General features: G+C 55.7%; 30 protein-coding genes and 1 tRNA gene. 18 read left to right on the top strand and 13 right to left on the bottom strand.

The genetic code is table 11. From position 1 onward, the window contains the following. Positions 1 to 1,212 (bottom strand): glutamate/gamma-aminobutyrate family transporter YjeM (gene yjeM, locus IM295_RS15315; RefSeq protein ID WP_226859492.1); only part of this gene is annotated, 1,212 nt, incomplete at its 3' end. Between the two features lie 198 nt (positions 1,213 to 1,410). After that, positions 1,411 to 2,388, bottom strand: a complete 978-nt coding sequence (gene epmA, locus IM295_RS15320) for an elongation factor P--(R)-beta-lysine ligase (RefSeq protein ID WP_041911493.1) — start codon at positions 2,386 to 2,388, stop codon at positions 1,411 to 1,413. 310 nt (positions 2,389 to 2,698) lie between these two features. Here epmA and frdA point away from each other — a divergent pair, with 310 nt between their 5' ends. From frdA to frdD, 4 genes are read left to right on the top strand one after another with little or no spacing between them, the layout of a single operon-like run. Beyond that, positions 2,699 to 4,489, top strand: coding sequence for a fumarate reductase (quinol) flavoprotein subunit (gene frdA, locus IM295_RS15325; RefSeq protein WP_028015241.1), 1,791 nt, complete (start codon positions 2,699 to 2,701; stop codon positions 4,487 to 4,489). Further along, positions 4,482 to 5,216, top strand: coding sequence for a succinate dehydrogenase/fumarate reductase iron-sulfur subunit (locus IM295_RS15330; protein WP_041911494.1), 735 nt, complete (start codon positions 4,482 to 4,484; stop codon positions 5,214 to 5,216). The genes frdA and IM295_RS15330 overlap by 8 nt, the downstream gene beginning before the upstream one ends. 10 nt (positions 5,217 to 5,226) lie before the next feature. Beyond that, the gene (gene frdC / locus IM295_RS15335) at positions 5,227 to 5,622 is read left to right on the top strand and encodes a fumarate reductase subunit FrdC (protein WP_028015239.1); all 396 of its coding nucleotides are present in this window, start codon (positions 5,227 to 5,229) and stop codon (positions 5,620 to 5,622) included. A gap of 10 nt (positions 5,623 to 5,632) precedes the next feature. Further along, a complete protein-coding gene (gene frdD, locus IM295_RS15340; protein ID WP_000609653.1) occupies positions 5,633 to 5,992 on the top strand; it encodes a fumarate reductase subunit FrdD in 360 nt (119 codons plus the stop codon). A gap of 29 nt (positions 5,993 to 6,021) precedes the next feature. Here frdD and ampR read toward each other — a convergent pair whose 3' ends face one another. Next, positions 6,022 to 6,897 carry a LysR family transcriptional regulator AmpR gene (gene ampR, locus IM295_RS15345; RefSeq protein WP_028015238.1) on the bottom strand — a complete coding sequence of 292 codons (876 nt, stop codon included), beginning with the start codon at positions 6,895 to 6,897 and terminating at the stop codon, positions 6,022 to 6,024. A gap of 132 nt (positions 6,898 to 7,029) precedes the next feature. Between ampR and blaACT the strand changes: the two genes are divergently transcribed. Then, a complete protein-coding gene (gene blaACT / locus IM295_RS15350; protein ID WP_193066906.1) occupies positions 7,030 to 8,175 on the top strand; it encodes an ACT family cephalosporin-hydrolyzing class C beta-lactamase in 1,146 nt (381 codons plus the stop codon). Positions 8,176 to 8,280: 105 nt separating this feature from the next. Continuing rightward, a complete protein-coding gene (locus IM295_RS15355) occupies positions 8,281 to 8,811 on the top strand; it encodes a lipocalin family protein (RefSeq protein ID WP_028015236.1) in 531 nt (176 codons plus the stop codon). Here IM295_RS15355 and sugE read toward each other — a convergent pair. Continuing rightward, the gene (gene sugE / locus IM295_RS15360; RefSeq protein WP_006178944.1) at positions 8,808 to 9,125 is read right to left on the bottom strand and encodes a quaternary ammonium compound efflux SMR transporter SugE; all 318 of its coding nucleotides are present in this window, start codon (positions 9,123 to 9,125) and stop codon (positions 8,808 to 8,810) included. The two genes, IM295_RS15355 and sugE, sit on opposite strands and share 4 nt — an antisense overlap. A 259-nt stretch (positions 9,126 to 9,384) precedes the next feature. On the opposite strand from sugE, the gene IM295_RS15365 reads away from it, so the two are divergent. Then, complete coding sequence (locus tag IM295_RS15365; protein WP_193066907.1) at positions 9,385 to 9,984, top strand: LuxR C-terminal-related transcriptional regulator; 600 nt, start codon at positions 9,385 to 9,387, stop codon at positions 9,982 to 9,984. Between the two features lie 40 nt (positions 9,985 to 10,024). Here IM295_RS15365 and ecnB read toward each other — a convergent pair whose 3' ends face one another. The 3 genes from ecnB to efp form a co-directional block, all read right to left on the bottom strand. Then, the gene (gene ecnB, locus IM295_RS15370; RefSeq protein WP_003855942.1) at positions 10,025 to 10,171 is read right to left on the bottom strand and encodes a lipoprotein toxin entericidin B; all 147 of its coding nucleotides are present in this window, start codon (positions 10,169 to 10,171) and stop codon (positions 10,025 to 10,027) included. 108 nt (positions 10,172 to 10,279) lie between these two features. Beyond that, a complete protein-coding gene (locus tag IM295_RS15375) occupies positions 10,280 to 10,411 on the bottom strand; it encodes an entericidin A/B family lipoprotein (RefSeq protein WP_028015234.1) in 132 nt (43 codons plus the stop codon). Between the two features lie 58 nt (positions 10,412 to 10,469). Next, positions 10,470 to 11,036, bottom strand: coding sequence for an elongation factor P (gene efp, locus IM295_RS15380; protein WP_003855940.1), 567 nt, complete (start codon positions 11,034 to 11,036; stop codon positions 10,470 to 10,472). Between the two features lie 40 nt (positions 11,037 to 11,076). Here efp and epmB point away from each other — a divergent pair, with 40 nt between their 5' ends. After that, positions 11,077 to 12,105 (top strand): EF-P beta-lysylation protein EpmB, encoded by a 1,029-nt coding sequence (gene epmB, locus IM295_RS15385; RefSeq protein WP_193066908.1) that lies wholly within the window; start codon positions 11,077 to 11,079, stop codon positions 12,103 to 12,105. A 64-nt stretch (positions 12,106 to 12,169) separates the two neighbouring features. On the opposite strand, the gene IM295_RS15390 is transcribed toward epmB, so the two are convergent. After that, a complete protein-coding gene (locus IM295_RS15390) occupies positions 12,170 to 12,523 on the bottom strand; it encodes a DUF4156 domain-containing protein (protein WP_014882205.1) in 354 nt (117 codons plus the stop codon). Between the two features lie 234 nt (positions 12,524 to 12,757). Here IM295_RS15390 and IM295_RS15395 point away from each other — a divergent pair, with 234 nt between their 5' ends. From IM295_RS15395 to iadA, 3 genes are read left to right on the top strand one after another with little or no spacing between them, the layout of a single operon-like run. Further along, positions 12,758 to 13,423, top strand: a complete 666-nt coding sequence (locus IM295_RS15395) for a nucleoside recognition domain-containing protein (RefSeq protein WP_045261285.1) — start codon at positions 12,758 to 12,760, stop codon at positions 13,421 to 13,423. After that, positions 13,404 to 13,865 carry a YjiG family protein gene (locus IM295_RS15400; RefSeq protein ID WP_028015231.1) on the top strand — a complete coding sequence of 154 codons (462 nt, stop codon included), beginning with the start codon at positions 13,404 to 13,406 and terminating at the stop codon, positions 13,863 to 13,865. Before IM295_RS15395 ends, IM295_RS15400 begins: the two co-directional genes overlap by 20 nt. 10 nt (positions 13,866 to 13,875) lie before the next feature. Continuing rightward, a complete protein-coding gene (gene iadA, locus IM295_RS15405; RefSeq protein ID WP_193066909.1) occupies positions 13,876 to 15,039 on the top strand; it encodes a beta-aspartyl-peptidase in 1,164 nt (387 codons plus the stop codon). Between the two features lie 64 nt (positions 15,040 to 15,103). Here iadA and groL read toward each other — a convergent pair whose 3' ends face one another. Both groL and IM295_RS15415 read right to left on the bottom strand, forming a co-directional pair. Further along, the gene (groL, locus tag IM295_RS15410) at positions 15,104 to 16,747 is read right to left on the bottom strand and encodes a chaperonin GroEL (RefSeq protein ID WP_023310114.1); all 1,644 of its coding nucleotides are present in this window, start codon (positions 16,745 to 16,747) and stop codon (positions 15,104 to 15,106) included. Positions 16,748 to 16,778: 31 nt separating this feature from the next. Beyond that, entirely contained in the window at positions 16,779 to 17,072 is a 294-nt protein-coding gene (locus IM295_RS15415) for a co-chaperone GroES (RefSeq protein ID WP_003855929.1), read from the bottom strand. 178 nt (positions 17,073 to 17,250) lie between these two features. Between IM295_RS15415 and yjeH the strand changes: the two genes are divergently transcribed. Beyond that, complete coding sequence (gene yjeH / locus IM295_RS15420; protein ID WP_193066910.1) at positions 17,251 to 18,489, top strand: L-methionine/branched-chain amino acid transporter; 1,239 nt, start codon at positions 17,251 to 17,253, stop codon at positions 18,487 to 18,489. Positions 18,490 to 18,520: 31 nt separating this feature from the next. Here yjeH and IM295_RS15425 read toward each other — a convergent pair whose 3' ends face one another. Further along, positions 18,521 to 18,985, bottom strand: a complete 465-nt coding sequence (locus IM295_RS15425) for an FxsA family protein (protein WP_193066913.1) — start codon at positions 18,983 to 18,985, stop codon at positions 18,521 to 18,523. A gap of 335 nt (positions 18,986 to 19,320) precedes the next feature. Between IM295_RS15425 and aspA the strand changes: the two genes are divergently transcribed. The 5 genes from aspA (at position 19,321) to IM295_RS15450 (ending at position 24,922) form a co-directional block, all read left to right on the top strand. Next, positions 19,321 to 20,757 (top strand): aspartate ammonia-lyase, encoded by a 1,437-nt coding sequence (gene aspA / locus IM295_RS15430; RefSeq protein WP_003855923.1) that lies wholly within the window; start codon positions 19,321 to 19,323, stop codon positions 20,755 to 20,757. Between the two features lie 116 nt (positions 20,758 to 20,873). After that, positions 20,874 to 22,175 (top strand): anaerobic C4-dicarboxylate transporter, encoded by a 1,302-nt coding sequence (locus tag IM295_RS15435; protein WP_008502949.1) that lies wholly within the window; start codon positions 20,874 to 20,876, stop codon positions 22,173 to 22,175. Between the two features lie 113 nt (positions 22,176 to 22,288). Then, positions 22,289 to 22,612 (top strand): divalent cation tolerance protein CutA, encoded by a 324-nt coding sequence (gene cutA, locus IM295_RS15440; RefSeq protein ID WP_028015227.1) that lies wholly within the window; start codon positions 22,289 to 22,291, stop codon positions 22,610 to 22,612. Beyond that, positions 22,588 to 24,297 carry a protein-disulfide reductase DsbD gene (locus IM295_RS15445; RefSeq protein WP_193066911.1) on the top strand — a complete coding sequence of 570 codons (1,710 nt, stop codon included), beginning with the start codon at positions 22,588 to 22,590 and terminating at the stop codon, positions 24,295 to 24,297. The genes cutA and IM295_RS15445 overlap by 25 nt, the downstream gene beginning before the upstream one ends. Positions 24,298 to 24,346: 49 nt before the next feature. Beyond that, entirely contained in the window at positions 24,347 to 24,922 is a 576-nt protein-coding gene (locus IM295_RS15450; protein WP_028015225.1) for a transcriptional regulator, read from the top strand. On the opposite strand, the gene IM295_RS15455 is transcribed toward IM295_RS15450, so the two are convergent. Further along, on the bottom strand, positions 24,919 to 25,509 hold the full coding sequence (locus tag IM295_RS15455) for a LysE family translocator (RefSeq protein WP_048999812.1): 591 nt from the start codon (positions 25,507 to 25,509) through the stop codon (positions 24,919 to 24,921). The genes IM295_RS15450 and IM295_RS15455 overlap by 4 nt on opposite strands. Positions 25,510 to 25,546: 37 nt before the next feature. After that, positions 25,547 to 26,392, bottom strand: coding sequence for an AraC family transcriptional regulator (locus IM295_RS15460; protein ID WP_193066912.1), 846 nt, complete (start codon positions 26,390 to 26,392; stop codon positions 25,547 to 25,549). Positions 26,393 to 26,560: 168 nt separating this feature from the next. Here IM295_RS15460 and IM295_RS15465 point away from each other — a divergent pair. Then, positions 26,561 to 26,636 (top strand) — tRNA-Phe (locus tag IM295_RS15465). Positions 26,637 to 26,849 lie beyond the last annotated feature (213 nt).

Raw genomic sequence — 26,849 nt, forward strand, 5'->3', positions numbered from 1 at the left:
CGGCAGCGTCATCGACACGTTCGCCATCAGGGTCAGCTTGTTATAGAACGCAGACGCGGTATCACCGCCAAATGACACCAGCAGAATGAATACGCACACCAGCAGACACTGCATCCACATGGCGTTGGCAGGCATGCCTGCGGTATTGAGCTGCGTCATGCGTGCCGGCCACAGCTCTTTTGGCGTACCCTGGATGATTGCTTTCAGCGGCGAGTAGATTAGCGTGAAGAACGCGCCGGTATAGGCAAGGAACATCGACAGGCCGGTAATGCGCGCAAACCAGATCCCCAGGGTGGCCGATGCTTCCGGCGTCAGGTGCATGGCGTTACCCAGCGTCATTCCCAGGCTTTTCATCAGCACGTAGGTGATGTTCCCGAGGTTAGTGGTATTGTTACTCAATACCTGCTGCCAGTTGGTGCTAACGCCCCAGAGGAAAATCGCCAGCGAATAGCCGATGGAGATGACGATGGCGGCAAAAATAATCCCTTTGGCAAAGTTTTTTTCCGGGTTCTCGGTCTTATCGACCAGCCCACCTACCGCTTCAATACCGCCGTAGGCAAAAATGGCAAATACCACGAAGGAAAGCATGGCCAGCCCGGACTGATAGCCCGGATTAGGCGATGAAACGAAGTTCACCTCCTGCGCGAAGTGTCCGCCGTTCAGGCACAGAATGGCGATACTCACCAGCAGCAGCACCAGGTTCAGGCACATCACGGAAATACCGCCAACGGCGGTGATACGGGCAATTTTGTTGATGCCTTTTGACGCCACCAGCGTCACCACCACCATCCAGCACACCGCCAGAATTCCGACCACCTGCGTGGAGCTCAGCCCGGCTAAAGACCAGACCTGCGTTTTATCCGCGCCGAAAAGAAACGTGGAGAACGGCACCCAGACTTTGGCCGCCGTGCTGACCATCCAGACGACGTAGGAGGAGAACCACATAAACGTGCCGATAAACGCGTAGCGCGGGCCGATGCTGTTGTTCATCCATGAATAGATACCGCCCTCTTCTTTCCGGTAAGCCGAGCCCATCTCCGCCATCATCAGCGCAAACGGGATAAAGAAGAACAGAGCAGAAACGATATAAAACGGCGTCGCGCTGTAGCCCATCAGATAGAAAGCCGACGGGCTGTTGGCAAAGCCAAAAACTGACGTAAAAATCATCAGAATGAGCCCGGTGAGGGTCATCTTTTTGAGTGACTGGGACATATAACCATCCGAAGAGGAATTAAACTGCGCGGATGGTAGCAGATGACCAGACTAATATTGTGGCTATACGAGGCAATTTAAGAAAAAGACCCGTGTACAGAGAAAATGGCAGTTTTTAATGTTGCGGAGAAGAAATGGAAAGGAAAATTGCCACAGATACTATATGCCGGGTAAGCGACAGCGCCACCCGGCCATGCTTTAGGCGCGATCGACCGTAAAGGCAATCACATCGCCCAGCTGCTCGGCGCCCAGCGCCAGCATCACCAGACGATCCACGCCTAGCGCCACACCGGAGCAATCCGGCAGACCGGCTTTTAATGCTTCCAGCAAGTTAACATCAATCGGCTGCTGCGGCAGACCGCGTGCGGCGCGCTTACGGTTATCCTGCTCGAAACGCTGCTGCTGTTCGCGCGCGTCGGTCAGCTCGTGGAAGCCGTTCGCCAGCTCGATGCCTTTGTAGTAAACCTCAAACCGCTCTGCCACGCGGTGATCTTCGGTGCTGATCTGCGCCAGAGACGCCTGGCTTGCCGGGAAGTGATAGACAAACGTCGGGCGATCTTTGCCAATCTGCGGTTCCACGCCGAAGGTGAACAGCAGCTGCAGCAGCGTGTCGCGATCCTCTTCGGTATCCGCCACGTTGCTCAGATCCAGTTTTGCCGCCACTTCACGCAGCTGGGCTTTGTCCGCCGACAGCGGATCGATTTCCAGATGGCGCTGGAAGGCCTGCTGATAGGAGAGCGTTTCGGCTTCTGAGCAGTCCAGTACCTGCTGCAGCAGATCGTCCACCTCATTCATCAGGCGGTACATATCATAGTGCGGGCGGTACCACTCCAGCATGGTGAATTCCGGGTTGTGGTGACGCCCCATCTCTTCATTACGGAAGCTGCGGCACAGCTGATACACCGGACCACACCCCGCCGCCAGCAGGCGCTTCATGTGATATTCCGGGCTGGTCATCAGATACAGATTCATGCCCTGGGAGTGGCCTGGGCCAACAAAACGGGTTTCAAACGGGACCAGATGAATATCCGTTACCGTTGCCTGACTCATGCACGGGGTTTCCACCTCCAGGACGCCGCGGTCGGCAAAGAAACGGCGGATCTCCGTCATAATTGCGGCGCGTTTTAACAGATTTGGGATGGATGCGCTCGGCTGCCAGGTGGCCGTTTCGCTCATGAGTTTTTCTCCGATTTCAGACAAGGGCACGAAGTCTACTCGTTAGCAGTGGCAGAGACAAATTTTGCGCAGTAAAAACGCGTATTTCATTTATGTGGATTATTCTGTGATGCATTTCATCAATCACGATGATAAATCACCGCACAGAACAGCAAAAAAATCGAACACGTCAAATTTCCCTCACATCTACGCGGTTATACTGTTATACCCATAAAGGAGCAGTGGAATCGCTTCCGCAATCGCCCGTTCGGGCAGGTGAACTTCCTTTAGTGCATCGCATTGCGGGAAAACAAAAATCTGGAGGAATGTCGTGCAAACTTTTCAAGCCGATCTTGCCGTAATAGGCGCTGGCGGGGCTGGATTACGCGCTGCAATTGCTGCGGCACAAGCCAACCCGAACGCTAAAATCGCATTGATTTCAAAAGTCTATCCGATGCGCAGCCACACGGTGGCAGCAGAAGGAGGATCCGCCGCCGTCGCGCAGGATCATGACAGCTTCGAATACCATTTCCACGACACGGTTGCAGGGGGCGACTGGCTTTGCGAGCAGGATGTCGTTGACTACTTCGTGCACCATTGCCCAACGGAGATGACCCAGCTCGAGCAGTGGGGATGTCCGTGGAGCCGCCGCCCGGACGGCAGCGTTAACGTCCGCCGCTTTGGTGGCATGAAGATCGAACGCACCTGGTTCGCCGCCGATAAGACCGGCTTCCACATGCTGCACACCCTCTTCCAGACCTCCCTTCAGTTCCCACAAATTCAGCGCTTCGATGAACATTTTGTCCTCGACATCCTGGTCGACGACGGTCATGCACGTGGCCTGGTGGCGATGAATATGATGGAAGGCACGCTCGTCCAGATCCGCGCCAATGCGGTGGTGATGGCAACGGGCGGTGCGGGTCGCGTATATCGCTACAACACCAACGGCGGCATCGTCACCGGCGACGGGATGGGCATGGCGCTGAGCCACGGCGTGCCGCTGCGCGATATGGAGTTTGTGCAGTATCACCCAACCGGCCTGCCGGGCTCCGGCATTTTGATGACGGAAGGCTGCCGCGGTGAAGGCGGTATTCTGGTCAACAAAAACGGCTACCGTTATCTGCAGGATTACGGCATGGGCCCGGAAACCCCGCTCGGCGAGCCGAAAAACAAATACATGGAGCTCGGCCCGCGCGACAAAGTTTCTCAGGCCTTCTGGCACGAGTGGCGCAAGGGCAACACCATCTCAACGCCGCGCGGCGACGTGGTCTATCTCGACCTGCGTCACCTGGGCGAGAAGAAACTGCTGGAGCGTCTGCCGTTTATCTGCGAACTGGCAAAAGCCTACGTGGGCGTCGACCCGGTGAAAGAGCCGATACCGGTACGCCCAACCGCGCACTACACCATGGGCGGGATTGAAACCGACCAGCAGTGTGAAACCCGCATTAAAGGGCTGTTCGCCGTGGGCGAGTGTTCCTCCGTCGGCCTGCACGGCGCCAACCGTCTGGGCTCTAACTCGCTGGCAGAGCTGGTCGTCTTTGGCCGCATGGCGGGCGAGCGCGCCATGGAGCGTGCGGCAACCGCAGGCGAAGCAAACGGTGCGGCGCTGGATGCGCAGGTCACAGACGTTGAAAAACGCCTGAAGGATCTGGTGAACCAGGAAGGCAACGAGAACTGGTCGAAGATCCGCGACGAGATGGGCCTGTCGATGGAAGAAGGCTGCGGTATCTACCGTACGCCGGAACTGATGCAGAAAACCGTCGACAAGCTGGCGGAACTGCAGGAGCGCTTCAAGCGCGTGCGCATCACCGATACCTCCAGCGTCTTCAACACCGACCTGCTCTATACCATTGAGCTTGGCCACGGCCTGAACGTCGCGGAATGTATGGCGCACTCTGCGCTGGCGCGTAAAGAGTCTCGCGGCGCCCACCAGCGTCTGGACGAAGGCTGTACCGAACGTGACGACGTCAATTTCCTGAAACACACTCTCGCCTGGCGCGATGCGGATGGCACCACGCGTCTGGACTACAGCGACGTGAAAATCACCACGCTGCCACCGGCTAAACGCGTGTATGGCGCAGAAGCAGAAGCCGCCGAGAAGAAGGAGAAGGCGAATGGCTGAGATGCAAAAATTGAAAGTTGAAGTGGTGCGCTACAACCCGGAAGTGGATACCGCCCCCCACAGCGCTTTCTACGAAGTGCCTTATGACGAGCAAACCTCCCTGCTGGATGCGCTCGGCTATATCAAAGACAACCTGGCGCCGGACCTGAGCTACCGCTGGTCCTGCCGCATGGCGATCTGCGGCTCCTGCGGCATGATGGTCAACAAGGTGCCGAAGCTGGCCTGTAAAACCTTCCTGCGTGACTACACCAAAGGCATTAAGGTTGAAGCGCTGGGCAACTTCCCGATTGAGCGCGATCTGGTGGTCGATATGACCCACTTTATCGAAAGCCTGGAAGCGATTAAGCCGTACATCATCGGCAACCCGCGCACGCCGGACCAGGGTCCGAACACCCAGACGCCGGCTCAGATGGCGAAATACCATCAGTTCTCCGGCTGCATCAACTGCGGCCTGTGTTACGCCGCCTGTCCTCAGTTTGGCCTGAACCCGGAGTTCATCGGCCCGGCCGCCATTACCCTGGCGCACCGCTATAACGAAGACAGCCGCGACCACGGCAAAAAAGAACGTATGGCGCAGCTAAACGGCCAGAACGGCGTCTGGACCTGTACGTTTGTGGGCTACTGCTCCGAAGTCTGTCCGAAGCACGTCGACCCGGCCGCCGCAATTCAGCAGGGTAAAGTGGAAAGCTCGAAAGACTTTCTTATCGCTACCCTGAAACCACGCTAAGGAGTGCATGATGACGACTAAACGCAAAGCCTACGTGCGGCCTGTGCCGTCCACCTGGTGGAAAAACCTGCCGTTTTATCGCTTCTATATGCTGCGTGAAGGCACGGCGGTACCGGCGGTCTGGTTCAGCCTTGAGTTAATGTATGGCGTTTTTGCCCTTAAACACGGGCCGGAAACCTGGGCGAACTTTGTCGGTTTCCTGCAAAACCCAATCATCGTGGTTCTGAACCTGATCGCGCTCGCGGCGGCGCTACTTCATACCAAAACCTGGTTTGAACTGGCGCCAAAAGCGGCAAACATCATCATTAAAGACGAAAAAATGGGGCCGGAGCCAGTCATTAAAGGGCTATGGGCAGTGACGATCCTGGTCACTGTTGTCATTCTGTTTGTCGCACTGTTCTGGTAAGGAGACTACTGTGATCAATCCAAATCCAAAACGTTCAGACGAGCCGGTCTTCTGGGGCCTGTTTGGCGCAGGCGGCATGTGGAGTGCCATCATCGCCCCGGTGATCATCCTGCTGGTCGGCATTATGCTGCCGCTGGGGCTGTTTCCGGGCGATGCGCTGAGCTACGAGCGCGTGCTGGCATTTGCGAGCAGCTTTATTGGCCGCGTGTTCATCTTCCTGATGATCGTCCTGCCACTGTGGTGCGGCCTGCACCGCATCCACCATGCGATGCATGACCTGAAAATCCATGTGCCGAGCGGTAAATGGGTGTTCTACGGGCTGGCAACCATCCTGACCGTGGTGACGCTGATTGCCGTTGTCACTATCTGACGCTTCTGGCCCGCCATCCGGCGGGCCTTTTATTTCTGCATCTTTGCCACCAGCCACTGGGCAAATTCACGCATTGCGGACGTTTCAGCCCGCGACTGCAGTCTCGTTAACCAATAACTGCCCAGATCAATTTGCGTTGTAAACGGCTGCACGATGCGCTCGCTGTTCAGCAAATGGGTAAACATATCGACAGGCGCAATGGCAATGCCCATACCTGCCTGTGCGGCTTCCAGCATGGTGACAGACGAATCAAACACCATCACCCGGTGCGTTGGCGACGGAGGATGCTCGCCTGCCGCCTGCATCCACGCCGACCATTCGTCGCGTCGGTAAGAGCGCAGCAGGGTAAACTTCAGGATGTCGGCCGGAGACTGGAGCACGGCGGCGATTTCGGGCGAGCAAAGCGGCGCCAGCGGCGCAGGGCACAGGAATTGCGCCTCGGTGCCGTGCCACGCCCCTCCGCCGTAGCGGATCGTATAATCAAGCCCTTCAGCAGCCGGATCGACGCGGTTGTTATGGGTGGAAAGGTGAAGATCGATATGCGGATAACAGCGGCGAAAGTCCGCGAGCTGAGAGAACAGGATACCCGTGGCGAAAGTCCCTACTACGCCAATTTTTAGCTTCTCCTGAGCGCGCTGGCTGGCAAAGCGATCCAGCATTCCGGCGATACGATCGAATGAATCATTCAGCACCGGCAGCAGATTTTCCCCCTCGGTTGTCAGCATCAGGCCGCGCGAGACGCGGACAAACAGCTGGCAATTCAGATGCTGCTCCAGCGCCTTAACGTGCTGGCTGATGGCGGAATGGGTGACGTTCAGCTCTATCGCGGCATGCGTAAAACTGAGGTGCCGGGCGGCCGCTTCGAAGGCGCGAAGCGAATTAAGCGGAAGATAGCTGCGGGTCATTGCTCCATCCGTTAGAAAAATTAACAGCTCATGCTAAATTTAACCGTTTGTCAGCCATAGTCAAATCCAACAGACTACAGCGGTCTGCCGGGCCCGGACACTCCCTTGACCTGCTATTATGGAAGATAATTGATGATGAAAAAATTCCTTTGCTGCGCCCTGCTGCTCAGCACATCCTGCTCTGTACTCGCCGCGCCGATGTCGGAAAAACAGCTGGCTGACATGGTAGAACGTAACGTTACGCCCCTGATGAAAGCGCAGGGTATTCCAGGCATGGCGGTGGCCGTGATTTATCAGGGCCAGCCACACTACTTTACCTTTGGAAAGGCCGATATCGCGGCGAACAAACCCGTCACCCCGCAAACCCTGTTCGAGCTGGGCTCTATAAGTAAAACCTTCACCGGCGTGCTGGGGGGCGATGCTATTGCCCGCGGCGAAATTTCGCTGGGCGATCCGGTAACCAAATATTGGCCTGATCTGACCGGCAAGCAGTGGCAAGGGATTCGCATGCTGGATCTGGCAACCTACACCGCCGGTGGCCTGCCTTTACAGGTGCCCGATGAGGTCACAGATAACGCATCCCTGCTGCGCTTCTATCAAAACTGGCAGCCTCAGTGGAAGCCGGGCACAACGCGTCTTTACGCCAACTCCAGCATCGGTCTTTTTGGCGCGCTGGCGGTCAAACCTTCCGGCATGAGCTATGAGCAGGCCATGACGACGCGGGTCCTTAAGCCGCTCAAGCTGGATCATACCTGGATTAACGTTCCGAAAGCGGAGGAGACGCATTACGCCTGGGGATATCGTGACGGTAAAGCGGTCCACGTTTCACCGGGCATGCTGGACGCAGAGGCATATGGCGTGAAAACCAACGTGCAGGATATGGCGAGCTGGGTGATGGCCAATATGGCCCCTGACGCACTGCAGGATACGTCCCTGAAGCAAGGCATTACGCTGGCGCAGTCTCGCTACTGGCGCGTGGGTGCCATGTATCAGGGGTTAGGTTGGGAGATGCTTAACTGGCCGGTCGATGCCAAAACCGTCGTCGGAGGCAGTGATAACAAGGTGGCGCTGGCACCGTTGCCTGCGAGAGAAGTGAGTCCACCCGTTCCCCCGGTTAAGGCCTCATGGGTGCACAAAACGGGCTCAACCGGCGGGTTTGGCAGCTACGTGGCCTTTATTCCTGAAAAGCAGCTCGGCATTGTGATGCTGGCGAATAAAAGCTATCCGAACCCGGCGCGAGTTGAGGCGGCATACCGTATCCTCGACGCGCTGCAGTAAAACATTGCCGGGTAGCGCTGCGCTTACCCGGCGAAACACACCGCACAAAAACCACATTTTCCTTGCCGTCATCTACACTTAACAAAAAACAGTAAGGAAACTCCTATGCGCATTTTGCCTGTTATCGCCGCGGTGACAGCCGCGTTTTTAGTGGTGGCCTGCAGTTCCCCTACCCCACCTCCTGGCGTTACCGTCGTCACGCCTTTTGATGCACAACGCTTCCTTGGAACATGGTATGAAATCGCGCGCCTCGACCATCGGTTTGAGCAGGGCTTAGAGAAGGTTACTGCTAATTACAGCCCAATGGATGATGGCGGTATTCAGGTGATCAACCGGGGCTATAATCCCGATCGTGAGATGTGGCAGCAGTCGGTCGGGAAAGCCTATTTCACTGGCGACCCGCGACGGGCCGCGCTCAAAGTCTCTTTCTTCGGCCCGTTTTATGGCGGCTATAACGTGATAGCGCTCGACAGAGAGTACCGTCACGCGCTGGTCTGCGGGCCGGATCGCGACTATCTGTGGATACTTTCCCGCACGCCAACTATTTCGTCAGAAATGAAACAGCAGATGCTGGACGTCGCGACCCGACAGGGGTTTGATGTGTCGAAACTCATCTGGGTAAAACAGCCCCGTTAATGGGTGCTGAGCTTCAGCCCAATGATACCGGCAACAATCAGAGCGAGGCTGGCGATGCGCGCCAGGCTCGCTGACTCACCCAGCAGCAGAATGCCGGTAATCGCCGCGCCTACGGCACCGATCCCCGTCCAGACGGCATAGGCCGTTCCCACGGGTAGAGAACGCATTGCCCACGATAGCAGAACAATGCTCACGATCATCGCCGTAACGGTAATAACGCTGGGCGTCAGGCGGGTAAATCCGTGGGTGTACTTGAGACCAATCGCCCATACCACTTCGAGCAGACCAGCAATAAAGAGAATAATCCAGGACATCTCGGGCTCCTTAACTTAAAAACAGTTGGGGCCGTCCCCGATGAAGGAAGCGCTTACGGGTCGTCCCGCAAGGCAGATAACACCCCATATTTTGGTTAGTGTGCGATTTTTTTTCAATCATTTTCTGATGAACGCGTTAAGCCCAGAAATAGCCGCAGTATGGCGCGGAGTTCAGGCATTTATAGCTCATCGGACTTCTCTATGATGATGTGCTTTCTGATGGCAGGAAGCCAAACCACTAGCCGACTGCGAATAAAATATGTTCAAGATTCTTTTGATTGACCGTTGTCACTTCACCCGCACCGGGTTTGAAGCATGGCTCAATCATTCCGGTTTGTTCCCGGGGCACTACGTTGTGACCGGGCTGAACAATCTATTCCTCGCCAGGGAGCATATTCTGCAATGGAAACCTGAGCTGGTCATCGCTGACCTGTATGGTTTCAGGCAGGATATTCACCATTTCCAGCAACTCTCTTCTTTGCTGAATGCCAGCGAAAAATTACCTTTTATTATGCTGCAATCGGGAGAGGACAAGGACCTGGCGACCTGGCTCGGGAACTTCCCGGTCTGGTCTTCGCTAATGAAAAATGCCCCTCTTGAGGAAATCGCGACGGTTATCAATGACGCGTTAATTTCGCGCGCAAGCACGTACCGCCCGACGGTGGCCGCCCCCTTGCTGACACGACAGGAGGAGAAAGTGTTGACGTTATGGATGGACGGCGCGAGCAACCAAAAGATAGCCGCTCACCTGAGCATTAACGGAAAAACGGTTTATACCTATAAACGCAATATCCGCATGAAGATGCATATGGATACACGCTTTTCACCGTTTTTATCCCTGCAGGAAGCAGAGAATTGACGGTACGGTGAAACTCACGTGCCGTACCGTCCATGCTTCATTAGTTCTGAGCTTTAGTTGCTGCACCAGAAATCGCGTTACCACCGTCGGAGATATCTTCCCCTACGCCGCGGGTGGTATTACATGCAGTCAACACGGAGGAAAGCACGAGGACAGAAAAGATCGCTGCAATTGTTTTCTTAACCATAATATCTTCCTTTTATAGCCAAAGTTGTTTTGTGTATAGCAACTTAAGAATAGACAAGATCCCGCCGATTGACGGAAAAGGAAGCAATTTTAGGAAAATTAGACGGACTTAGCTGGCTGCGTGAGAAATGATATGACCGAGGTCCTGGATATCTTCCCCCATGCCACGGGCGGTGTTACAGCCGGAAAGCAGTACGCTGGAGAGCGCTAACAGAAGCAGAATTTTAACGGTACGTTTCATCATCCCTGCCTGCAAAAATCAGGCGCAGCGGGCGCTGCGCCTCGAATCATGACGTAAATTACTTCACGCGGGATACGTATTCGCCGGAGCGAGTATCCACTTTGATCACTTCACCGATCTGTACGAACAGCGGTACTTTCACCACAGCGCCGGTGGAGAGCGTTGCTGGCTTGCCGCCAGTACCCGCGGTGTCACCTTTCAGACCTGGATCGGTTTCAACGATTTCCAGCTCAACAAAGTTTGGTGGGGTAACGGCGATAGGCTGGCCGTTCCACAGGGTCACGATGCACTCAGCCTGATCCAGCAGCCACTTCGCGTTATCGCCAATGGCTTTCGCGTCAGCAGACAGCTGCTCGAAGGTTTCGTTGTTCATGAAGTGCCAGAACTCACCGTCGTTGTACAGGTAAGTCAGGTTCATATCGACAACATCAGCGCCTTCAGCGGAGTCAGTAGATTTGAAGGTTTTCTCAACACGGGTGCCGGTCAGCAGGCGGCGCAGCTTAACGCGTGCGAATGCCTGACCTTTACCTGGTTTAACGAATTCGCTGGCTTCAACCGCGTACGGTTCGCCGTCCATCATGATTTTAAGACCAGCACGAAAATCGTTGCTATAGTACGTTGCCATAAGGCCCTCTAAATTTGTTAACTGGTAGCTAAGCCACAAAATGGCGCATATTGTAACCCTAAACACCCCATCCAGAGAAGATTGGTTATCGCAACTTGCCGATGTAATCACCAGTCCTGATGAATTGCTGCGTCTTTTAGACCTCGATCAGCATCCGGAGTTGCTTGCTGGCCGTGAGGCAAAGCGACTTTTCGCCCTGCGTGTTCCCCGCGCGTTTGTTGCGCGCATGGAAAAAGGCAACCCTGACGATCCTTTATTAAAACAAACCCTTACGTCGCAGGATGAGTTTATTACAGCGCCGGGCTACAGCACCGATCCGCTGGAAGAGCAAAACAGCGTGGTGCCGGGTTTACTGCACAAATATCTCAATCGCGCCCTGCTGCTGGTAAAAGGCGGCTGTGCGGTAAATTGTCGTTACTGCTTCCGTCGGCACTTCCCGTATGCCGAAAACCAGGGAAATAAGCGCAACTGGCAGGTTGCGCTGGACTATATCGCCGCCCATCCAGAGCTGGATGAGATTATTTTTTCCGGCGGTGACCCGCTGATGGCAAAAGATCATGAACTGGACTGGCTTTTGACGCAGCTTGAAGCCATCCCGCACATTAAGCGTCTGCGCATTCACAGCCGTTTACCGATCGTCATCCCGGCGCGTATTACCGACGCCCTGGTCACGCGCCTGGAGCAGTCCCGTCTACAGGTGCTGCTGGTAAACCATATCAACCACGCGAACGAGATCGACGATGAATTTCGCGCGGCGATGGCGCGTCTGCGTAAGGCGGGCGTGACGCTGCTCAACCAGAGCGTATTGTTGCGCGGCGTGAACGACAGCGCCCGGGTGCTGGCCGATCTCAGCAATGCCTTGTTTGACGCAGGCGTGATGCCCTATTACCTGCACGTACTGGATCGCGTGCAGGGCGCGGCGCATTTCATGGTGACGGATGAGGAAGCCCGACAGATTATGCGCGAGCTGTTAACGATGGTTTCAGGTTATATGGTGCCGAAGCTGGCACGCGAGATTGGCGGAGAGCCGAGTAAGACACCGCTGGATTTGCAACTGCGGCAGCGCTAAAAGGCAGGTGGCGCTACGCTTACCTGCCCTACGAGGTGGGGCGCAGCGCCATCAGCAAGTAAACTCAGTTCGGGCACTTATAGACCTGGCCGCTCATCTGGCTGGCCGTTGGCACGAAGCTGGAGAGCATTCCTTGCGTCGGGCTGCTCACGCCGTAAATCACGTTCCCCCCCATTGCAGCAGCCTGGTTACGCAAGGCATTCGCCGCGCCGCGCATAGAGCCGCCTTCTTCACCGTGCTGACCCGACATCCAGTTACTTTGTTCACCGGTGGCCGTGCCTAACAGCTGGCATTCGCTGCCTGGCTTATCTTCCACAAAGCGAACGCCCTGGCCCGCTGCCGACAGTTCATTGCTGGAGCTACAACCCGCCAGCAGCAACGCTGCTCCTACGATCCCTGCACAGACTTTTACGCGCATGTTATTCCTCGTTTTCAATAAGCTGGACAGTAATTGTCCGTGTGTAAATCTTATACCTAAAAGATGACTAAAAGAAAAATCCCCGCGCATTTCTGCGAGCCGGATTCCGTACATCACTCCTCCGACATCTTAAATGAATTCTGATAATGCCCTTTGGGATATCGTGTTTTAGCCCTCGATCGTTTTTAGTGTTGCGACGTACAACTTTTGTACGCGATTAAAACAGGGGGTTTCATGAGTGCATCATCCTCAGGAGAGGAAAAGGTAACATGGGTGGGCTATCTGGCGTTTGTGCTCACCATCGTATTTTTCTCAGGCTTTTTCGCCAAAAGTACCGAATGGTGGCGCGTGCTGGATTTTACCGTCCTAAACGGCAGCTTCGGTCCGGTGAACGGCGCGCTAACGTTTCGCGGTGAGGGCGGCACGGGGGCGAAAGACGGTTTCTTATTTGCCCTTGAACTGGCGCCTTCGGTCATTTTATCGCTCGGGATCATTGCCGTCACCGAGGGGCTGGGCGGGCTGCGTGCCGCGCAACAGCTGATGACGCCCATTTTGCGCCCGCTGCTTGGCGTACCGGGCGTCTGCTCTCTGGCCCTCATCGCCAACCTGCAAAATACCGATGCCGCAGCAGGGATGACCAAAGAGTTGACCGACGAAGGGGCTATTACCGATCGCGAGCGCGCCATTTTCGCCACCTTCCAGACCAGCGGTAGCGCCATCATTACCAACTATTTTTCTTCCGGCGCCGCACTCTTCACGTTTATTACCGTCCCGGTAATCACGCCGCTGGCCGTCATACTGATGTTTAAATTTGTTGGCGCGAACCTCCTGCGTCTGTGGATCGCTCACATGGAAGATCGTCGTATTCAGGAGGAAAAAAATGATCGCCCAGCCGCGTAAAAATATCATGGACATGTTTATCGATGGCGCCCGCCGAGGCTTTACCATCGCCACTACCAGCCTGCTGCCGAACGTGGTTATGGCGTTTGTCATCATTCAGGCGCTCAAGGTGACCGGCCTGCTGGATATTGTTGGCAATATTTGCGAGCCAATTATGGCCCTGTGGGGGCTTCCGGGCGCGGCGGCAACGGTCCTGCTGGCCTCGGTGATGAGTATGGGCGGCGGCGTGGGGGTTTGCGCCAGCCTGGTGGCTGCCGGCACGCTCAACGGCCACGATGCCACCGTTCTGCTGCCCGCCATCTATCTGATGGGCAATCCGGTGCAAAACACCGGCCGCTGCCTGGGCACCGCAGGTGTTAACCCGAAGTATTATCCACACATCATTACCGTCTGCGTCATTAACGCCCTGCTCTCAATGTGGGTAATGCAGCTACTCTTCTGAGGAGATAAAAATGGATTTTTCAGTGCTGGAACCCCATCTTTTCCGCAATGTGCACCTTTACGCGCCGGAGGATCGGGGACGTTGCGATCTGCTAATCGCCGGGGGAAAAATCGTCGCTATTGAAAAAACGGATCGCGCAGCAATGCGGCTTAACTGTCCTGAAACCGATCTCGCCGGGGCGGTGGTTTGTCCAGGCTTTATCGATCAGCACGTACACCTGATCGGCGGCGGCGGTGAAGCCGGTCCGCACACCCGGACGCCGGAGGTACGGTTGTCCGCGCTGGTGGCGGCGGGCATCACCTCCGTTGTTGGCCTGCTGGGTACCGACGGCGTGACCCGCCATCCCGAATCTCTGCTGGCAAAAACGCGGGCGCTTGAGCATGAAGGGATCAGCGCGTGGATGCTGACAGGCGCATACGGGCTGCCTTCTCCGACGATTACCGGCAGCATCGAAAAGGATGTGGCGCTGATTGATAAAATCATCGGCGTGAAATGCGCGATTTCCGACCACCGCTCTTCCGCACCAGCGGATGACCAGCTCGCGAATATGGCCGCCCAGTCGCGCGTCGGCGGGCTGCTGGGCGCTAAAGCGGGCATATCCGTGTTTCACCTCGGCAACAGCCCGAAGCTGCTGGAGCCGCTGCTTAACATCCTGAATAATGCCGACGTGCCCCGCACGAAGCTGCTGCCAACCCACGTTAACCGCGACCAGGCGCTGTTCCTCGCCGCGCTGGATTATGCCCGAGACGGGGGCTATATCGACATCACCACCAGCATCAGTGAGCCCATTGATGCCGCCACCGCCATCGCGACGGCCCGTGAAGCGCAGGTGCCGTTTAACCGGCTTACGCTCAGCTCGGACGGTAACGGCAGCCAACCGAATTTTGACGCGAACGGTAATCTGGTGGGCATTGGCGTAGCCGGGTTCGAATCTCTGCCTCAGACGCTGCAGCAACTGGTCAGCCTGTATCACCTGCCGCTGGAGGAGGCGCTTCTGCCGTTTACGCGTAACGTAGCGGAGTTTCTCGGGCTGGAGCATAAGGGGCGGCTCGCGCCCGGATGCGATGCCGATTTCCTGGTGCTGACGGATGACCTGAAGATCCGCGAGGTCTGGGCGAAAGGCCGCCAGATGGTGCGCGAAGGCGCAGCATGCGTGAAGGGAACATTTGAGTAGCGGCAATAAAAAACCCCGGACATTTCTGCCCGGGGTTCGTTCTGAGAGGTTCAGAACAACATGATTACATCATGCCGCCCATTCCACCCATGCCGCCCATACCAGCAGCACCTAAGTCAGGCGCGTCACCTTTTGGCAGGTCGGTTACCATGCACTCGGTCGTGATCATCAGGCCAGCTACAGATGCCGCGTACTGCAGAGCAGAACGGGTCACTTTAGTTGGGTCCAGGATACCGAAGTCGATCATGTTGCCGTATTCTTCAGTTGCCGCGTTGTAACCGTAGTTACCTTCACCCGCTTTCACGTTGTTCGCAACCACAGACGGCTCTTCACCGGCGTTGGACACGATCTGACGCAGAGGAGCTTCCATTGCGCGCAGCGCAACTTTGATACCCACGTTCTGGTCTTCGTTCTGAGCGGTCAGGCCAGCCAGCTTAGCGGCTACACGTACCAGCGCGACACCACCACCAGCAACTACGCCTTCTTCTACCGCAGCACGGGTGGCGTGCAGGGCATCGTCAACGCGTGCTTTCTTCTCTTTCATTTCAACTTCGGTCGCCGCACCAACTTTGATTACCGCAACGCCGCCAGCCAGTTTAGCTACGCGCTCCTGCAGTTTTTCACGGTCGTAATCGGAAGTGGCTTCTTCGATCTGCTTACGGATCTGACCAACACGGCCCTGAATAGCGGCTTCTTCACCCACACCGTCGATGATGGTGGTGGTGTCTTTGTTGATCACAACGCGTTTCGCCTGGCCCAGGTCTTCCAGGGTCGCTTTTTCCAGCTCCATACCGATCTCTTCGGAGATCACGGTACCACCGGTCAGGGTAGCGATATCCTGCAGCATTGCTTTACGGCGATCGCCGAAGCCAGGTGCTTTAACCGCAGCCACTTTCACGATGCCACGCATGGTGTTAACCACCAGGGTCGCCAGCGCTTCGCCTTCAACATCTTCAGCGATGATAACCAGCGGCTTGCCTGCTTTCGCAACGGCTTCCAGCACTGGCAGCATTTCGCGGATGTTGGAGATTTTCTTGTCAGCCAGCAGGATGAACGGGCTTTCCAGCTCAACAGCGCCAGTTTCTGGCTTGTTGATGAAGTATGGGGACAGGTAACCGCGGTCGAACTGCATACCTTCAACCACGTCCAGTTCGTCTTCCAGACCGGTACCGTCTTCAACGGTGATCACACCTTCTTTACCGACTTTATCCATCGCTTCAGCGATCAGTTTACCTACGGTTTCGTCGGAGTTAGCGGAGATAGTACCAACCTGAGCAATGGCTTTAGAGTCAGAGCACGGTACGGACAGCGCTTTCAGTTCTTCAACAGCGGATGCGACAGCTTTGTCGATACCACGTTTCAGATCCATTGGGTTCATGCCCGCAGCAACGGCTTTCAGGCCTTCAGTGATGATAGCCTGCGCCAGTACGGTCGCGGTGGTGGTACCGTCGCCTGCAGCGTCGTTCGCTTTAGAGGCAACTTCTTTCACCATCTGCGCGCCCATGTTTTCGAACTTGTCTTCCAGCTCGATTTCACGTGCAACGGAAACACCATCTTTGGTGATGGTTGGCGCGCCGAAGGATTTATCCAGCACTACGTTACGGCCTTTCGGGCCCAGGGTCACTTTAACTGCATCTGCCAGTACGTTTACGCCGCGGAGCATTTTTACACGAGCGTCGTTACCGAATTTTACGTCTTTAGCTGCCATGTTCTTATTTCCTCAAATTCTCGTGCGTAAATTACGCTTCAACAATTGCCAGAATGTCGCTCTCGGACATGATCAACACTTCTTCATTGTCGATCTTCTCGGATTTCACGCCGTAGCCATCGTTGAAAATTACGATGTCACCAACTTTAACGTCCAGCGGCTGCACAGTTCCGTTTTCCAGGATGCGGCCCTTACCGACAGCGATGATTTCGCCACGCGTTGATTTGGCTGCTGCAGAACCGGTCAGAACGATGCCGCCAGCAGACTTGGTTTCAACTTCTTTACGTTTGACGATCACACGATCATGTAACGGACGAATACTCATTGATAGCTCTCCTTTGAGAAAGTCATTATCAGTTATGGATGACGCCGGCCCGCATGCGGTTTTCCGACTAGTGCCCTGAGAGATGGGGATAGCTTTTTACCCCTTCAAGGGGGAATCGAAAAAAAATTTGCGAAAGTGTTACCATCCACTCTCTTTTGATGGTGGCAGGGCAAGGTAAATGAGTGGACTCAGGCAGGAGCTGGGGCTGGCGCAGGGCGTTGGCCTGCTTTCAACCTCCTTGTTAGGTACCGGCGTGTTTGCCGTACCGGCACTGGCGGCACTGGTCGCCGGAAATAACAGTCTTTGGGCATGGCCGGTGCTGATCCTGCTGGTGTTCCCGGTGGCGATTGTGTTTGCCATACTCGGGCGGCACTTCCCCAGCGCGGGCGGCGTAGCGCATTTTGTCGGCATGGCGTTTGGTCCGCGCATGGAGCGCGTAACCGGCTGGCTGTTTTTGTCGGTAATACCCGTTGGCCTTCCGGCAGCCCTGCATATCGCCACCGGCTTTGGACAGGCGCTGTTTGGCTGGCACGACGAACAACTGCTGCTGGCTGAGCTGGGTACGCTGGCGATCGTCTGGTGGGTGGGCTCGCGCGGAGCCAGTTCAAGCGCGAATCTGCAAACGCTGGTTGCAGCGTTGATCGTCGTGCTGATCGTCGCCATCTGGTTTGCGGGTAACATTACCGTAGCGGATATCCCCTTCCCTGCGATAAACGATATCGACCATTCACAGCTTTTCGCTGCGTTATCCGTCATGTTCTGGTGTTTTGTTGGACTTGAAGCGTTCGCTCACCTGGCATCCGAGTTTAAACAGCCCGAGCGTGATTTTCCCCGCGCTCTGATGATTGGTTTACTGCTGGCGGGCACCGTATATTGGGCCTGTACCGTGCTGGTGCTGCACTTCAACGCGTTCGGCGAAGATAAAGCCGCCGCCGCATCGCTACCGGGTATCGTGGTTAAACTTTTCGGCGTGAAGGCGCTATGGGTGGCCTGCGTGATTGGCTATCTCGCCTGCTTTGCCAGCCTCAACATTTATATCCAGAGCTTCGCCCGTCTGGTGTGGTCACAGACGCGCTACAAACCTGAGAGCCGCCTCGCGCGGTTGTCTAAACGTCAACTCCCTATGAATGCGCTGAATGCCGTGCTGGGCTGCTGCGTCCTGAGCTCGCTGGGTATTTATCTTCTCGACATCAACCTCGATGCTCTAATCATCTACGCCAACGGTATTTTCATCATGATCTACCTGCTGTGCATGCTGGCGGGCTGTCGTCTGCTGAAAGGTCGCTATAAAGCCCTGGCGGTCGTCGGGGGCGTGCTGTGCCTGCTGCTACTGGCGATGGTGGGATGGAAGAGTATGTACGCCATCGTCATGCTGGCGGGGCTGTGGGCGTTTTTACCGAAGCGGAAAAATCCGTAGGCCCGGTAAGCGAAGCCACCGGGCAAAAAAATTATCGATCGTCTTTATGGTCTAAACGGTCGCGCTGTTCATCCTTGCGCTGATACTCCCCTTCGAAGGTATCGCCTGGCCCTGTGCTGAACCCACCGCCCGGCATGCGGCTGAAGCGCAGGTGCGGCAGCAGCTTCATGGTCAGGTGCTTCTGCACCAGCGGCAACAGCAACAGCAGGCCGAGGAAGTCGGTGAAGAACCCCGGCAGGATCAGCAGCAGGCCAGCAATAATCAGCGACACGCTTTTGATCATCTCTTCTGCCGGGCTTTCGCCTGCGGCCATCTTCTGCTGCATTATCAGGAAATTTTTGAAACCCTGATTACGCACCAGCGACATGCCGATGACGGAGGTGAAGATCACCAGAATCAGCGTCAGCAGGACGCCCAGCACGTGAGCTACCTGAATGAAAATAGAAATCTCAATGTAAACATAGAGAAAGAAAGCAATAAACGGTATCCAGCGCACTGGCATCTCCTGTGTGGCAGGTGCCATCTGGCCCCTGTCTGAATGTGTTCGCGTCACGCGTCTGTAAGAGATGGAGACGGTTAGCCAAAATTCAATCGGTTTGCACGGATATTTTTTTCGGAAATATTAAAGCGGTGACACATTTCACAGATTAATAATTATCATGGAATCGGGTCGATAATAAGTGATCCAGCTTACGGCAATTCGCTATCATCAGCATATGATCTCGAACATCTGGCCGATTGAGGGAATAATCGTCGGTCAGAAAATATTCAAAACCACATATATGTTGTGTGTTTAGTACAATCCATCGGCAGCTTGAAAAGAAGGTTCACATGTTAAACAACATTCGTATCGAAGAAGACTTGTTGGGTACCAGGGAAGTTCCAGCGGATGCCTACTATGGTGTTCACACTCTGAGAGCGATTGAAAACTTCTACATCAGCAACAGCAAAATCAGCGATATCCCTGAGTTTGTCCGTGGCATGGTGATGGTGAAGAAAGCCGCAGCGCTGGCGAACAAAGAGCTGCAAACCATTCCTAAAAGCGCGGCAAATGCGATTATCGCTGCCTGCGATGAAGTGCTGAACAACGGCAAATGCATGGACCAGTTCCCGGTTGACGTCTATCAGGGCGGCGCGGGTACCTCCGTCAACATGAATACCAACGAAGTACTGGCAAACATCGGCCTTGAGCTGATGGGCCACCAGAAAGGTGAATACCAGTACCTCAACCCGAACGACCACGTTAACAAATGCCAGTCCACCAACGACGCCTACCCAACCGGCTTCCGTATCGCGGTGTATGCCTCCGTGGTCAAACTGGTCGACGCGATCAACCAACTGGGCGATGGCTTCCAGCGTAAGGCCGTTGAGTTCCAGGACATTCTGAAAATGGGCCGTACCCAGCTGCAGGACGCGGTGCCAATGACCCTCGGTCAGGAATTCCACGCGTTTAACGTGCTGCTTAACGAAGAGACCAAAAACCTGCTGCGCACCTCCGAGCTGCTGCTGGAAGTGAACCTGGGCGCCACCGCCATCGGTACGCGTCTGAACACCCCGGATGGCTATCAGCAACTGGCGGTTCAGAAGCTGGCGGAAGTGTCTAACCTTCCTGTGGTGCCTGCGGAAGACCTGATTGAAGCCACATCCGACTGCGGCGCGTACGTAATGGTACACAGCGCCCTGAAACGTCTGGCGGTGAAACTGTCCAAAATCTGTAATGACCTGCGCCTGCTCTCCTCCGGCCCGCGCGCTGGCCTGAACGAAATCAACCTGCCAGAGTTGCAGGCGGGTTCTTCCATTATGCCAGCCAAAGTTAACCCGGTAGTGCCAGAAGTGGTGAACCAGGTTTGCTTCAAAGTCATCGGTAACGACACCACCGTGACCATGGCTTCCGAAGCCGGTCAGCTGCAGCTGAACGTGATGGAGCCGGTGATTGGCCAGGCGATGTTTGAATCCATTCACATCCTGACTAATGCCTGCTACAACCTGCTGGAAAAATGCATTAACGGCATCACCGCGAATAAAGAAGTCTGTGAAGGTTATGTTTATAACTCCATCGGGATCGTTACTTACCTCAACCCGTTCATCGGCCACCACAACGGTGACATCGTTGGTAAGATTTGCGCCGAAACCGGTAAGAGCGTGCGTGAAGTCGTGCTGGAGCGTGGACTGTTGACCGAAGCCGAGCTGGACGATATCTTCTCGGCCCAGAACCTGATGCATCCGGCATATAAAGCGAAACGATATACCGATGAAAGCGAACAGTAACAGTTCAGGCTAGGCTTCCGAAAGGCACGTCACTTGTGACGTGCCTTTTTTCTTTTTAGGCGTTACCTAAATACAACAATTCAATATCAACTTGTTAATAAGCAAGGCAGGTCTTTATGTTTGGAGCAGAACTCGTCATCGTCCTGTTGGCGATTTATTTGGGCGCGCGGCTCGGGGGTATCGGCATTGGTTTTGCCGGCGGTCTCGGGGTGCTCGTACTTACCCTTATCTTTCAGATTAAACCCGGCGCAATCCCTTTTGACGTTATCGAAATCATCATGGCGGTTATTGCCGCTATTGCGGCCATGCAGGTGGCGGGCGGTATGGACTACCTGGTGAGCCTGGCGGAGCGCATGTTGCGCCGCCATCCGAAATACATCACCTTCCTTGCCCCGCTGGTGACCTGGTTTATGACCATTCTCGCGGGAACCGGCCACACGGCGTTCTCCACGCTGCCGGTGATCACCGAGGTGGCAAAAGAACAGGGGATTCGCCCGTCTCGTCCGCTTTCTATTGCCGTGGTGGCGTCGCAGATTGCGATCACCGCGTCGCCAATCTCAGCCGCCGTAGTCTTCTTCGCGGGTATCCTTGAGCCGATGGGCGTGAGCTACCTGACGCTGCTGGCGATCTGTATTCCAGTCACGCTGATTGCGGTGATGATTACCGCCGTGCTGTGTAACTTCCTCGGTGCCGAGCTGAAAGACGATCCGGTTTACCAGGAGCGTCTGGCAAAAGGTGAAGTGAGCCTGCGCGGTAGCCAGGTCTTCGAGCTGAAGCCGCACGCGAAACGCTCCGTGCTGCTGTTCCTGATCGGTATCGTCGCCGTGATGTTCTACGCGACCGCCATCAGCGACACCGTGGGGCTGATCCAGAACCCGGTGCTGCCGCGTAACGAAGCGATTGTGGTATTCATGCTGACCATCGCCACGCTGATTAGCATCACCTGTAAAATCGACACCAGCGAAGTGCTGAACGCCAGCACCTTCAAATCCGGTATGAGCGCCTGCGTGTGCGTACTGGGCGTGGCGTGGCTCGGTGACACCTTCGTGAAAGCGCACATCAGCGACATCCAGACCGTTGCCGGCGACCTGCTGCACAACTACCCGTGGCTGCTGGCGGTGGTACTGTTCTTTGCCGCGACGCTGCTTTACTCTCAGGCTGCCACCACCAAAGCGCTGATGCCTGCGGCACTGATGCTGGGCGTGACGCCGCTGACGGCGATTGCCTCTTTTGCGGCCGTTTCCGCCCTGTTCGTGCTACCAACCTACCCAACCCTGCTGGCCGCGGTTGAGATGGACGATACCGGCTCAACCCGCATCGGTAAGTACGTGTTTAACCACGCGTTCCTGATCCCGGGCGTGGTGGCGATTACGCTTTGCGTCGTCCTCGGCTTTATCATTGGCGGCATTGTGCTGTAAACGGTTAGCCGTTGTAAAAATAGTTAAAATCGGGCCGCTCTGCGGCCCGTTTCATTAATGACCAATCGCATGGCGTGATATAGTGAAGACTTTCGTGATGAGGAGGTCGACTTGTGAACACGCCTGATGCTGTTGTCGTACTGTGTACCGCCCCTGATGAAGCCTCTGCCCAGGATCTCGCCGCCAAAGCGCTGGCCGAAAAACTGGCAGCCTGCGTCACGCTGCTCCCCGGCGCGACCTCCCTTTATTACTGGGAAGGCAAGCTGGAGCAGGAGTATGAAGTCCAGATGTTGCTCAAAACCAATCTGGCGAATCAGCAGGCGCTCCTTGACTGCCTCAAGTCTCATCATCCTTATCAAACCCCGGAGCTGCTGGTGCTGCCAGTGGTCCACGGCGATAACGACTATCTCTCATGGCTCAACGCTTCTTTACGCTGATCCTGCTGCTGTGCAGCACGTCAGTATTTGCCGGGTTGTTTGACGCGCCCGGCCGTTCGAACTTTATTCCCGCCGACCAAGCGTTCATTTTCGACTTTCAGCAAAACCAGCACGATCTCAATCTGACCTGGCAGGTGAAAGAGGGTTACTACCTCTACCGCAAGCAGGTCAGCATCACGCCGGCAAAGGCCAACGTTGGCGCATTGCAGATGCCCGCTGGCGAATGGCATGAGGACGAGTTCTACGGTAAAAGTGAAATTTATCGCCAGCGCTTAAGCGTGCCCGTTACGGTGAATCAGGCGGATAAAGATGCCACGCTGACGGTTACGTATCAGGGCTGTGCCGACGCGGGCTTCTGCTACCCCCCTGAAACGAAGGTCGTTCCGCTTACTGAAGTTAAAGCGGCTGCCTCCCCTCTCCCCTCAGACGAGAGGGGCAAGGTGAGGGATAAAGGCGAAGCCGAAGCTGCTTCTGCTCTGCCGTTCTCAGCACTTTGGGCCTTACTGATTGGTATCGGCATTGCCTTTACCCCTTGTGTCCTGCCGATGTACCCGCTTATCTCCGGGATTGTACTGGGCGGCAAACAGCGTCTTTCTACCGCCCGGGCGCTGCTCCTGGCCTTTATTTATGTGCAGGGCATGGCGCTTACCTATACCGCGCTCGGCCTCGTGGTCGCCGCGGCCGGACTACAGTTCCAGGCAGCGCTTCAGCACCCTTACGTGCTAATCGGCCTGTCAGCCGTATTTATTCTGCTTGCGCTGTCGATGTTTGGCCTGTTCACGCTTCAGCTGCCCTCTTCGCTGCAAACCCGCTTAACGCTGATGAGCAGTCGCCAGCAGGGTGGCTCTGCGGGCGGCGTGTTCGCAATGGGCGCCATCGCCGGGTTGATTTGTTCCCCCTGCACTACAGCACCGCTGAGCGCTATCCTGCTGTACATCGCCCAGAGCGGTAATATGTGGCTCGGCGGGGGTACGCTGTATCTTTACGCGCTGGGGATGGGCCTGCCGCTGATTCTGGTGACGGTGTTTGGCAACCGCCTGCTGCCGAAGAGCGGCCCGTGGATGGAGACGGTGAAAACCGCGTTCGGCTTTGTCATCCTGGCGCTCCCGGTGTTTCTGCTGGAGCGCATCATGGGTGACGCGTGGGGTTTGCGCCTGTGGGCCATGCTCGGCGTGGCGTTCTTTTCCTGGGCGTTTATCGTCAGCCAGGGGGCAAAAAAAGCGTGGATGCGTCTGGTGCAAATTCTCCTGCTCGCCGCCGCGTTGGTGAGCGTGCGCCCGCTTCAGGATTGGGCGTTCGGCTCGCCTGTGGGCCAGACGCAGGCACATTTAAACTTTATACACGTTAAGAACGTCGATGAGCTCAACAGCGCGCTGGCGCAGGCAAAAGGCAAACCGGTGATGCTCGACCTCTATGCCGACTGGTGTGTTGCCTGCAAAGAGTTTGAAAAATACACCTTTAGCGATCCTCAGGTGCAAAATGCCCTGAAAGAGACGGTACTCCTTCAGGCAAACGTCACAGCCAACAATGCGCAGGATAAGGCCCTGCTTAAACACCTTACCGTACTCGGGCTGCCAACCATTCTGTTCTTCAATGAGCAGGGGGAAGAGCTGCCAGAACAGCGTGTAACCGGGTTTATGGACGCAACGGCATTCAGCGCGCATTTGCGCAATCGCCAACCGTAAACAACACTTTAGACGGGACATACCGTTGGGAATAGCGGAGGAGATAACCGTGCAACGCGAAGACGTACTGGGACAAGCCCTGCAACTACTTGAGATTCAAGGGATCGCCAGCACCACGCTTGAGATGGTAGCCGACCGTATCGATTACCCTCTGGATGAGCTTAAGCGCTTCTGGCCGGATAAAGAGGCGCTGCTTTATGATGCCCTACGCTATCTTAGCCAGCAGGTGGATATCTGGCGCAGGCAGCTAATGTTGAATGAAGAGCTGACCGCTGAGCAAAAACTGTTAGCGCGCTACACCGCCCTGACAGAGTGCGTCAGCAACAATCGTTATCCAGGCTGCCTGTTTATTGCTGCCTGTACGTTTTATCCCGATCCTGGCCATCCAATACACCAGTTGGCGGATCAGCAAAAACGTGCGGCGCATGACTTCACCCACGAACTGCTGACAACGCTTGAAGTGGATGACCCGGCAATGGTCGCTAAGCAGATGGAGCTCGTACTGGAGGGTTGCCTGAGCCGCATGCTGGTGAACCGTAGCCAGGCCGATGTGGATACGGCGCACCGCCTGGCGGAAGACATTCTGCGCTTTGCCCAGTGTCGTATGGGCGGGGCGTTAACCTAAACCAACATGCCCGCCCAGGCGGAGACGAGCAGACATAGCGCCATCAGGCGCTGAAACCGCACCATCGCCACGGTGGTGCGAAACACCCGGTTTACCGCCTTCCCCAGCCACGCCCAGCACATCAGGCACATCACAGAAATCAGTAAGAACCATAGCGCCATCAGCGCAATATCTCTTAACGGATGAATGCTCGCGGGAGCAAAAAGACTCACTACTGCCAGCGCCATCATCCACGTTTTCGGATTCACCATCTGCAGCAGCGCTGCGGCTTGCGCGGTGAAGCGATGAGGCGTCTTCTCAGAAAGATTCGCCGCAGGCGCCCGATACAGTTGCCAGCTCATCCAGGTTAGCCACAGCACGCCCGCCCAACTCATTGCCTGGCGTATCAGAGGAAACTGACGCAGCACCTCCCCGGCGCCGGCACCCGATATCAGCACAATCAGACTCGCCGTAATACATCCCCCCATAATGGCGGGAATGGTGTTTTTCACGCCAAAGTGCTGGCTGTTAGTGAGAACGAGGATATTCGTCGGGCCGGGCGTTATCGACGCGACAAAGGCAAACAGCAGATAAGGCATCAGACTCACAGATGGCTCCTTTTTTGTTAGAGCCATTACTGTGCCGCTATTTTCTGGAAACGTCTGGAAGGTTTGTGCACAACCGGCGGTAGTAGGCAGGGGAAATGCGGTATGCACGCTGGAACCAGCGTCCCAGATGGCTTTGGTCGGCAAAACCGAGCGCTGTAGCCACATTAACAGGCTGTTCGCCGTGCGCCAGCAGCTGTCGCGCCTTTGCCAGACGCAGCTGAATAAGCCAGGCGTGCGGTGCCAGGTTGAACTCGCGCTTAAAGCAGCGCGTCAGCGTAAAGCGATCCGTGCCCGTCTCGCGCGCAAGGTCTGACAACCCCACGTTCTCGCCGATATGCGCATAAAGATAGTCGCGTGCGCGGTGCGCCACGGCAGCGCTCTGTAGCTGCGACGGGCGTTTCTTACGCCAGTGGCAATGGGAGGTGATCTGAGAGAGCAGCTTATCCATTGTGCTCTGCTGAACAATTTTCATCTCATCGCTATGCAACGCGTTAAATGTCTCGCCGATAGAGCGGACCAGCTGAGGTTCTCGCGTTAGCGTTTGAGCAAAGTGAAGCGAGTAGCGATCCGGCGTAGCTTCATATAAGCCCCGGAGGGTACGCGTCAGCCACTGCTCGTCAAGATAGAAGGTGAGATAGGTAAAGCCTCCTTCCACAGGCGCGTCGCCGTCGTGAATTTCACCCGGCTCCAGTAAGAACGCATCACCAGGATGGCTGCGGTGGCGTTCGCGACGACAGTGAAACTGCTGGGTGCCTGAAAGGGTAATCCCGACCAGATAACTATCGTGCCAGTGGGGATCGAAGGCATGGCCTTCGAAGTGCGCTTTAATCGTTTCAATGCCGGTATCCGCATGCTGACGGAGCTCAAGCCAGTCGTTTGCCATACTGCCCTCCTGTTGTCATCAGCATTGCCGCACGGCCCGGTATTGTCTGGAAGATTTGTGCATTTTCACGGTGAAAACGTTCAGATTGCCGCAAACTTAAGCAGTTGAACAGCTTTTCCTGAAATAATGTTGACGAAAAGGCGCGATTGCGGTTTAATGCGCTCCGTTGCCCGGATAGCTCAGTCGGTAGAGCAGGGGATTGAAAATCCCCGTGTCCTTGGTTCGATTCCGAGTCCGGGCACCACTATTTAAAGAACCCAGCCTATGGCTGGGTTTTTGCTTTTCTGCGTTTATCAAAACCTTACCTTATTTATACTCCCGTATCTCTTCCCGGTAAGATCGTGCGGTTAGCATTTCCCGGTGGCGCTGCGCTTACCGGGCCTGCAAAACCTATAGCCGGATAAGGCGAAGCCGCCACCCGGTATTTTCCGGCGCACAAAGCAAAAAACCCCGCACC

Source organism: Enterobacter cloacae complex sp. P14RS, from assembly GCF_014895895.1.
Classification (GTDB): domain Bacteria; phylum Pseudomonadota; class Gammaproteobacteria; order Enterobacterales; family Enterobacteriaceae; genus Enterobacter; species Enterobacter bugandensis.

Coding starts and splice junctions, on each gene's coding strand:
- epmA (WP_041911493.1), bottom strand. CDS start 2,388: ATGAGCGAAACGGCCACCTGGCAGCCGAGCGCATCCATCCCAAATCTG.
- IM295_RS15330 (WP_041911494.1), top strand. CDS start 4,482: ATGGCTGAGATGCAAAAATTGAAAGTTGAAGTGGTGCGCTACAACCCG.
- frdC (WP_028015239.1), top strand. CDS start 5,227: ATGACGACTAAACGCAAAGCCTACGTGCGGCCTGTGCCGTCCACCTGG.
- ampR (WP_028015238.1), bottom strand. CDS start 6,897: ATGACCCGCAGCTATCTTCCGCTTAATTCGCTTCGCGCCTTCGAAGCG.
- blaACT (WP_193066906.1), top strand. CDS start 7,030: ATGATGAAAAAATTCCTTTGCTGCGCCCTGCTGCTCAGCACATCCTGC.
- IM295_RS15355 (WP_028015236.1), top strand. CDS start 8,281: ATGCGCATTTTGCCTGTTATCGCCGCGGTGACAGCCGCGTTTTTAGTG.
- sugE (WP_006178944.1), bottom strand. CDS start 9,125: ATGTCCTGGATTATTCTCTTTATTGCTGGTCTGCTCGAAGTGGTATGG.
- IM295_RS15365 (WP_193066907.1), top strand. CDS start 9,385: ATGTTCAAGATTCTTTTGATTGACCGTTGTCACTTCACCCGCACCGGG.
- ecnB (WP_003855942.1), bottom strand. CDS start 10,171: ATGGTTAAGAAAACAATTGCAGCGATCTTTTCTGTCCTCGTGCTTTCC.
- IM295_RS15375 (WP_028015234.1), bottom strand. CDS start 10,411: ATGAAACGTACCGTTAAAATTCTGCTTCTGTTAGCGCTCTCCAGCGTA.
- efp (WP_003855940.1), bottom strand. CDS start 11,036: ATGGCAACGTACTATAGCAACGATTTTCGTGCTGGTCTTAAAATCATG.
- epmB (WP_193066908.1), top strand. CDS start 11,077: ATGGCGCATATTGTAACCCTAAACACCCCATCCAGAGAAGATTGGTTA.
- IM295_RS15390 (WP_014882205.1), bottom strand. CDS start 12,523: ATGCGCGTAAAAGTCTGTGCAGGGATCGTAGGAGCAGCGTTGCTGCTG.
- IM295_RS15395 (WP_045261285.1), top strand. CDS start 12,758: ATGAGTGCATCATCCTCAGGAGAGGAAAAGGTAACATGGGTGGGCTAT.
- IM295_RS15400 (WP_028015231.1), top strand. CDS start 13,404: ATGATCGCCCAGCCGCGTAAAAATATCATGGACATGTTTATCGATGGC.
- iadA (WP_193066909.1), top strand. CDS start 13,876: ATGGATTTTTCAGTGCTGGAACCCCATCTTTTCCGCAATGTGCACCTT.
- groL (WP_023310114.1), bottom strand. CDS start 16,747: ATGGCAGCTAAAGACGTAAAATTCGGTAACGACGCTCGTGTAAAAATG.
- IM295_RS15415 (WP_003855929.1), bottom strand. CDS start 17,072: ATGAGTATTCGTCCGTTACATGATCGTGTGATCGTCAAACGTAAAGAA.
- yjeH (WP_193066910.1), top strand. CDS start 17,251: ATGAGTGGACTCAGGCAGGAGCTGGGGCTGGCGCAGGGCGTTGGCCTG.
- aspA (WP_003855923.1), top strand. CDS start 19,321: ATGTTAAACAACATTCGTATCGAAGAAGACTTGTTGGGTACCAGGGAA.
- IM295_RS15435 (WP_008502949.1), top strand. CDS start 20,874: ATGTTTGGAGCAGAACTCGTCATCGTCCTGTTGGCGATTTATTTGGGC.
- IM295_RS15445 (WP_193066911.1), top strand. CDS start 22,588: ATGGCTCAACGCTTCTTTACGCTGATCCTGCTGCTGTGCAGCACGTCA.
- IM295_RS15460 (WP_193066912.1), bottom strand. CDS start 26,392: ATGGCAAACGACTGGCTTGAGCTCCGTCAGCATGCGGATACCGGCATT.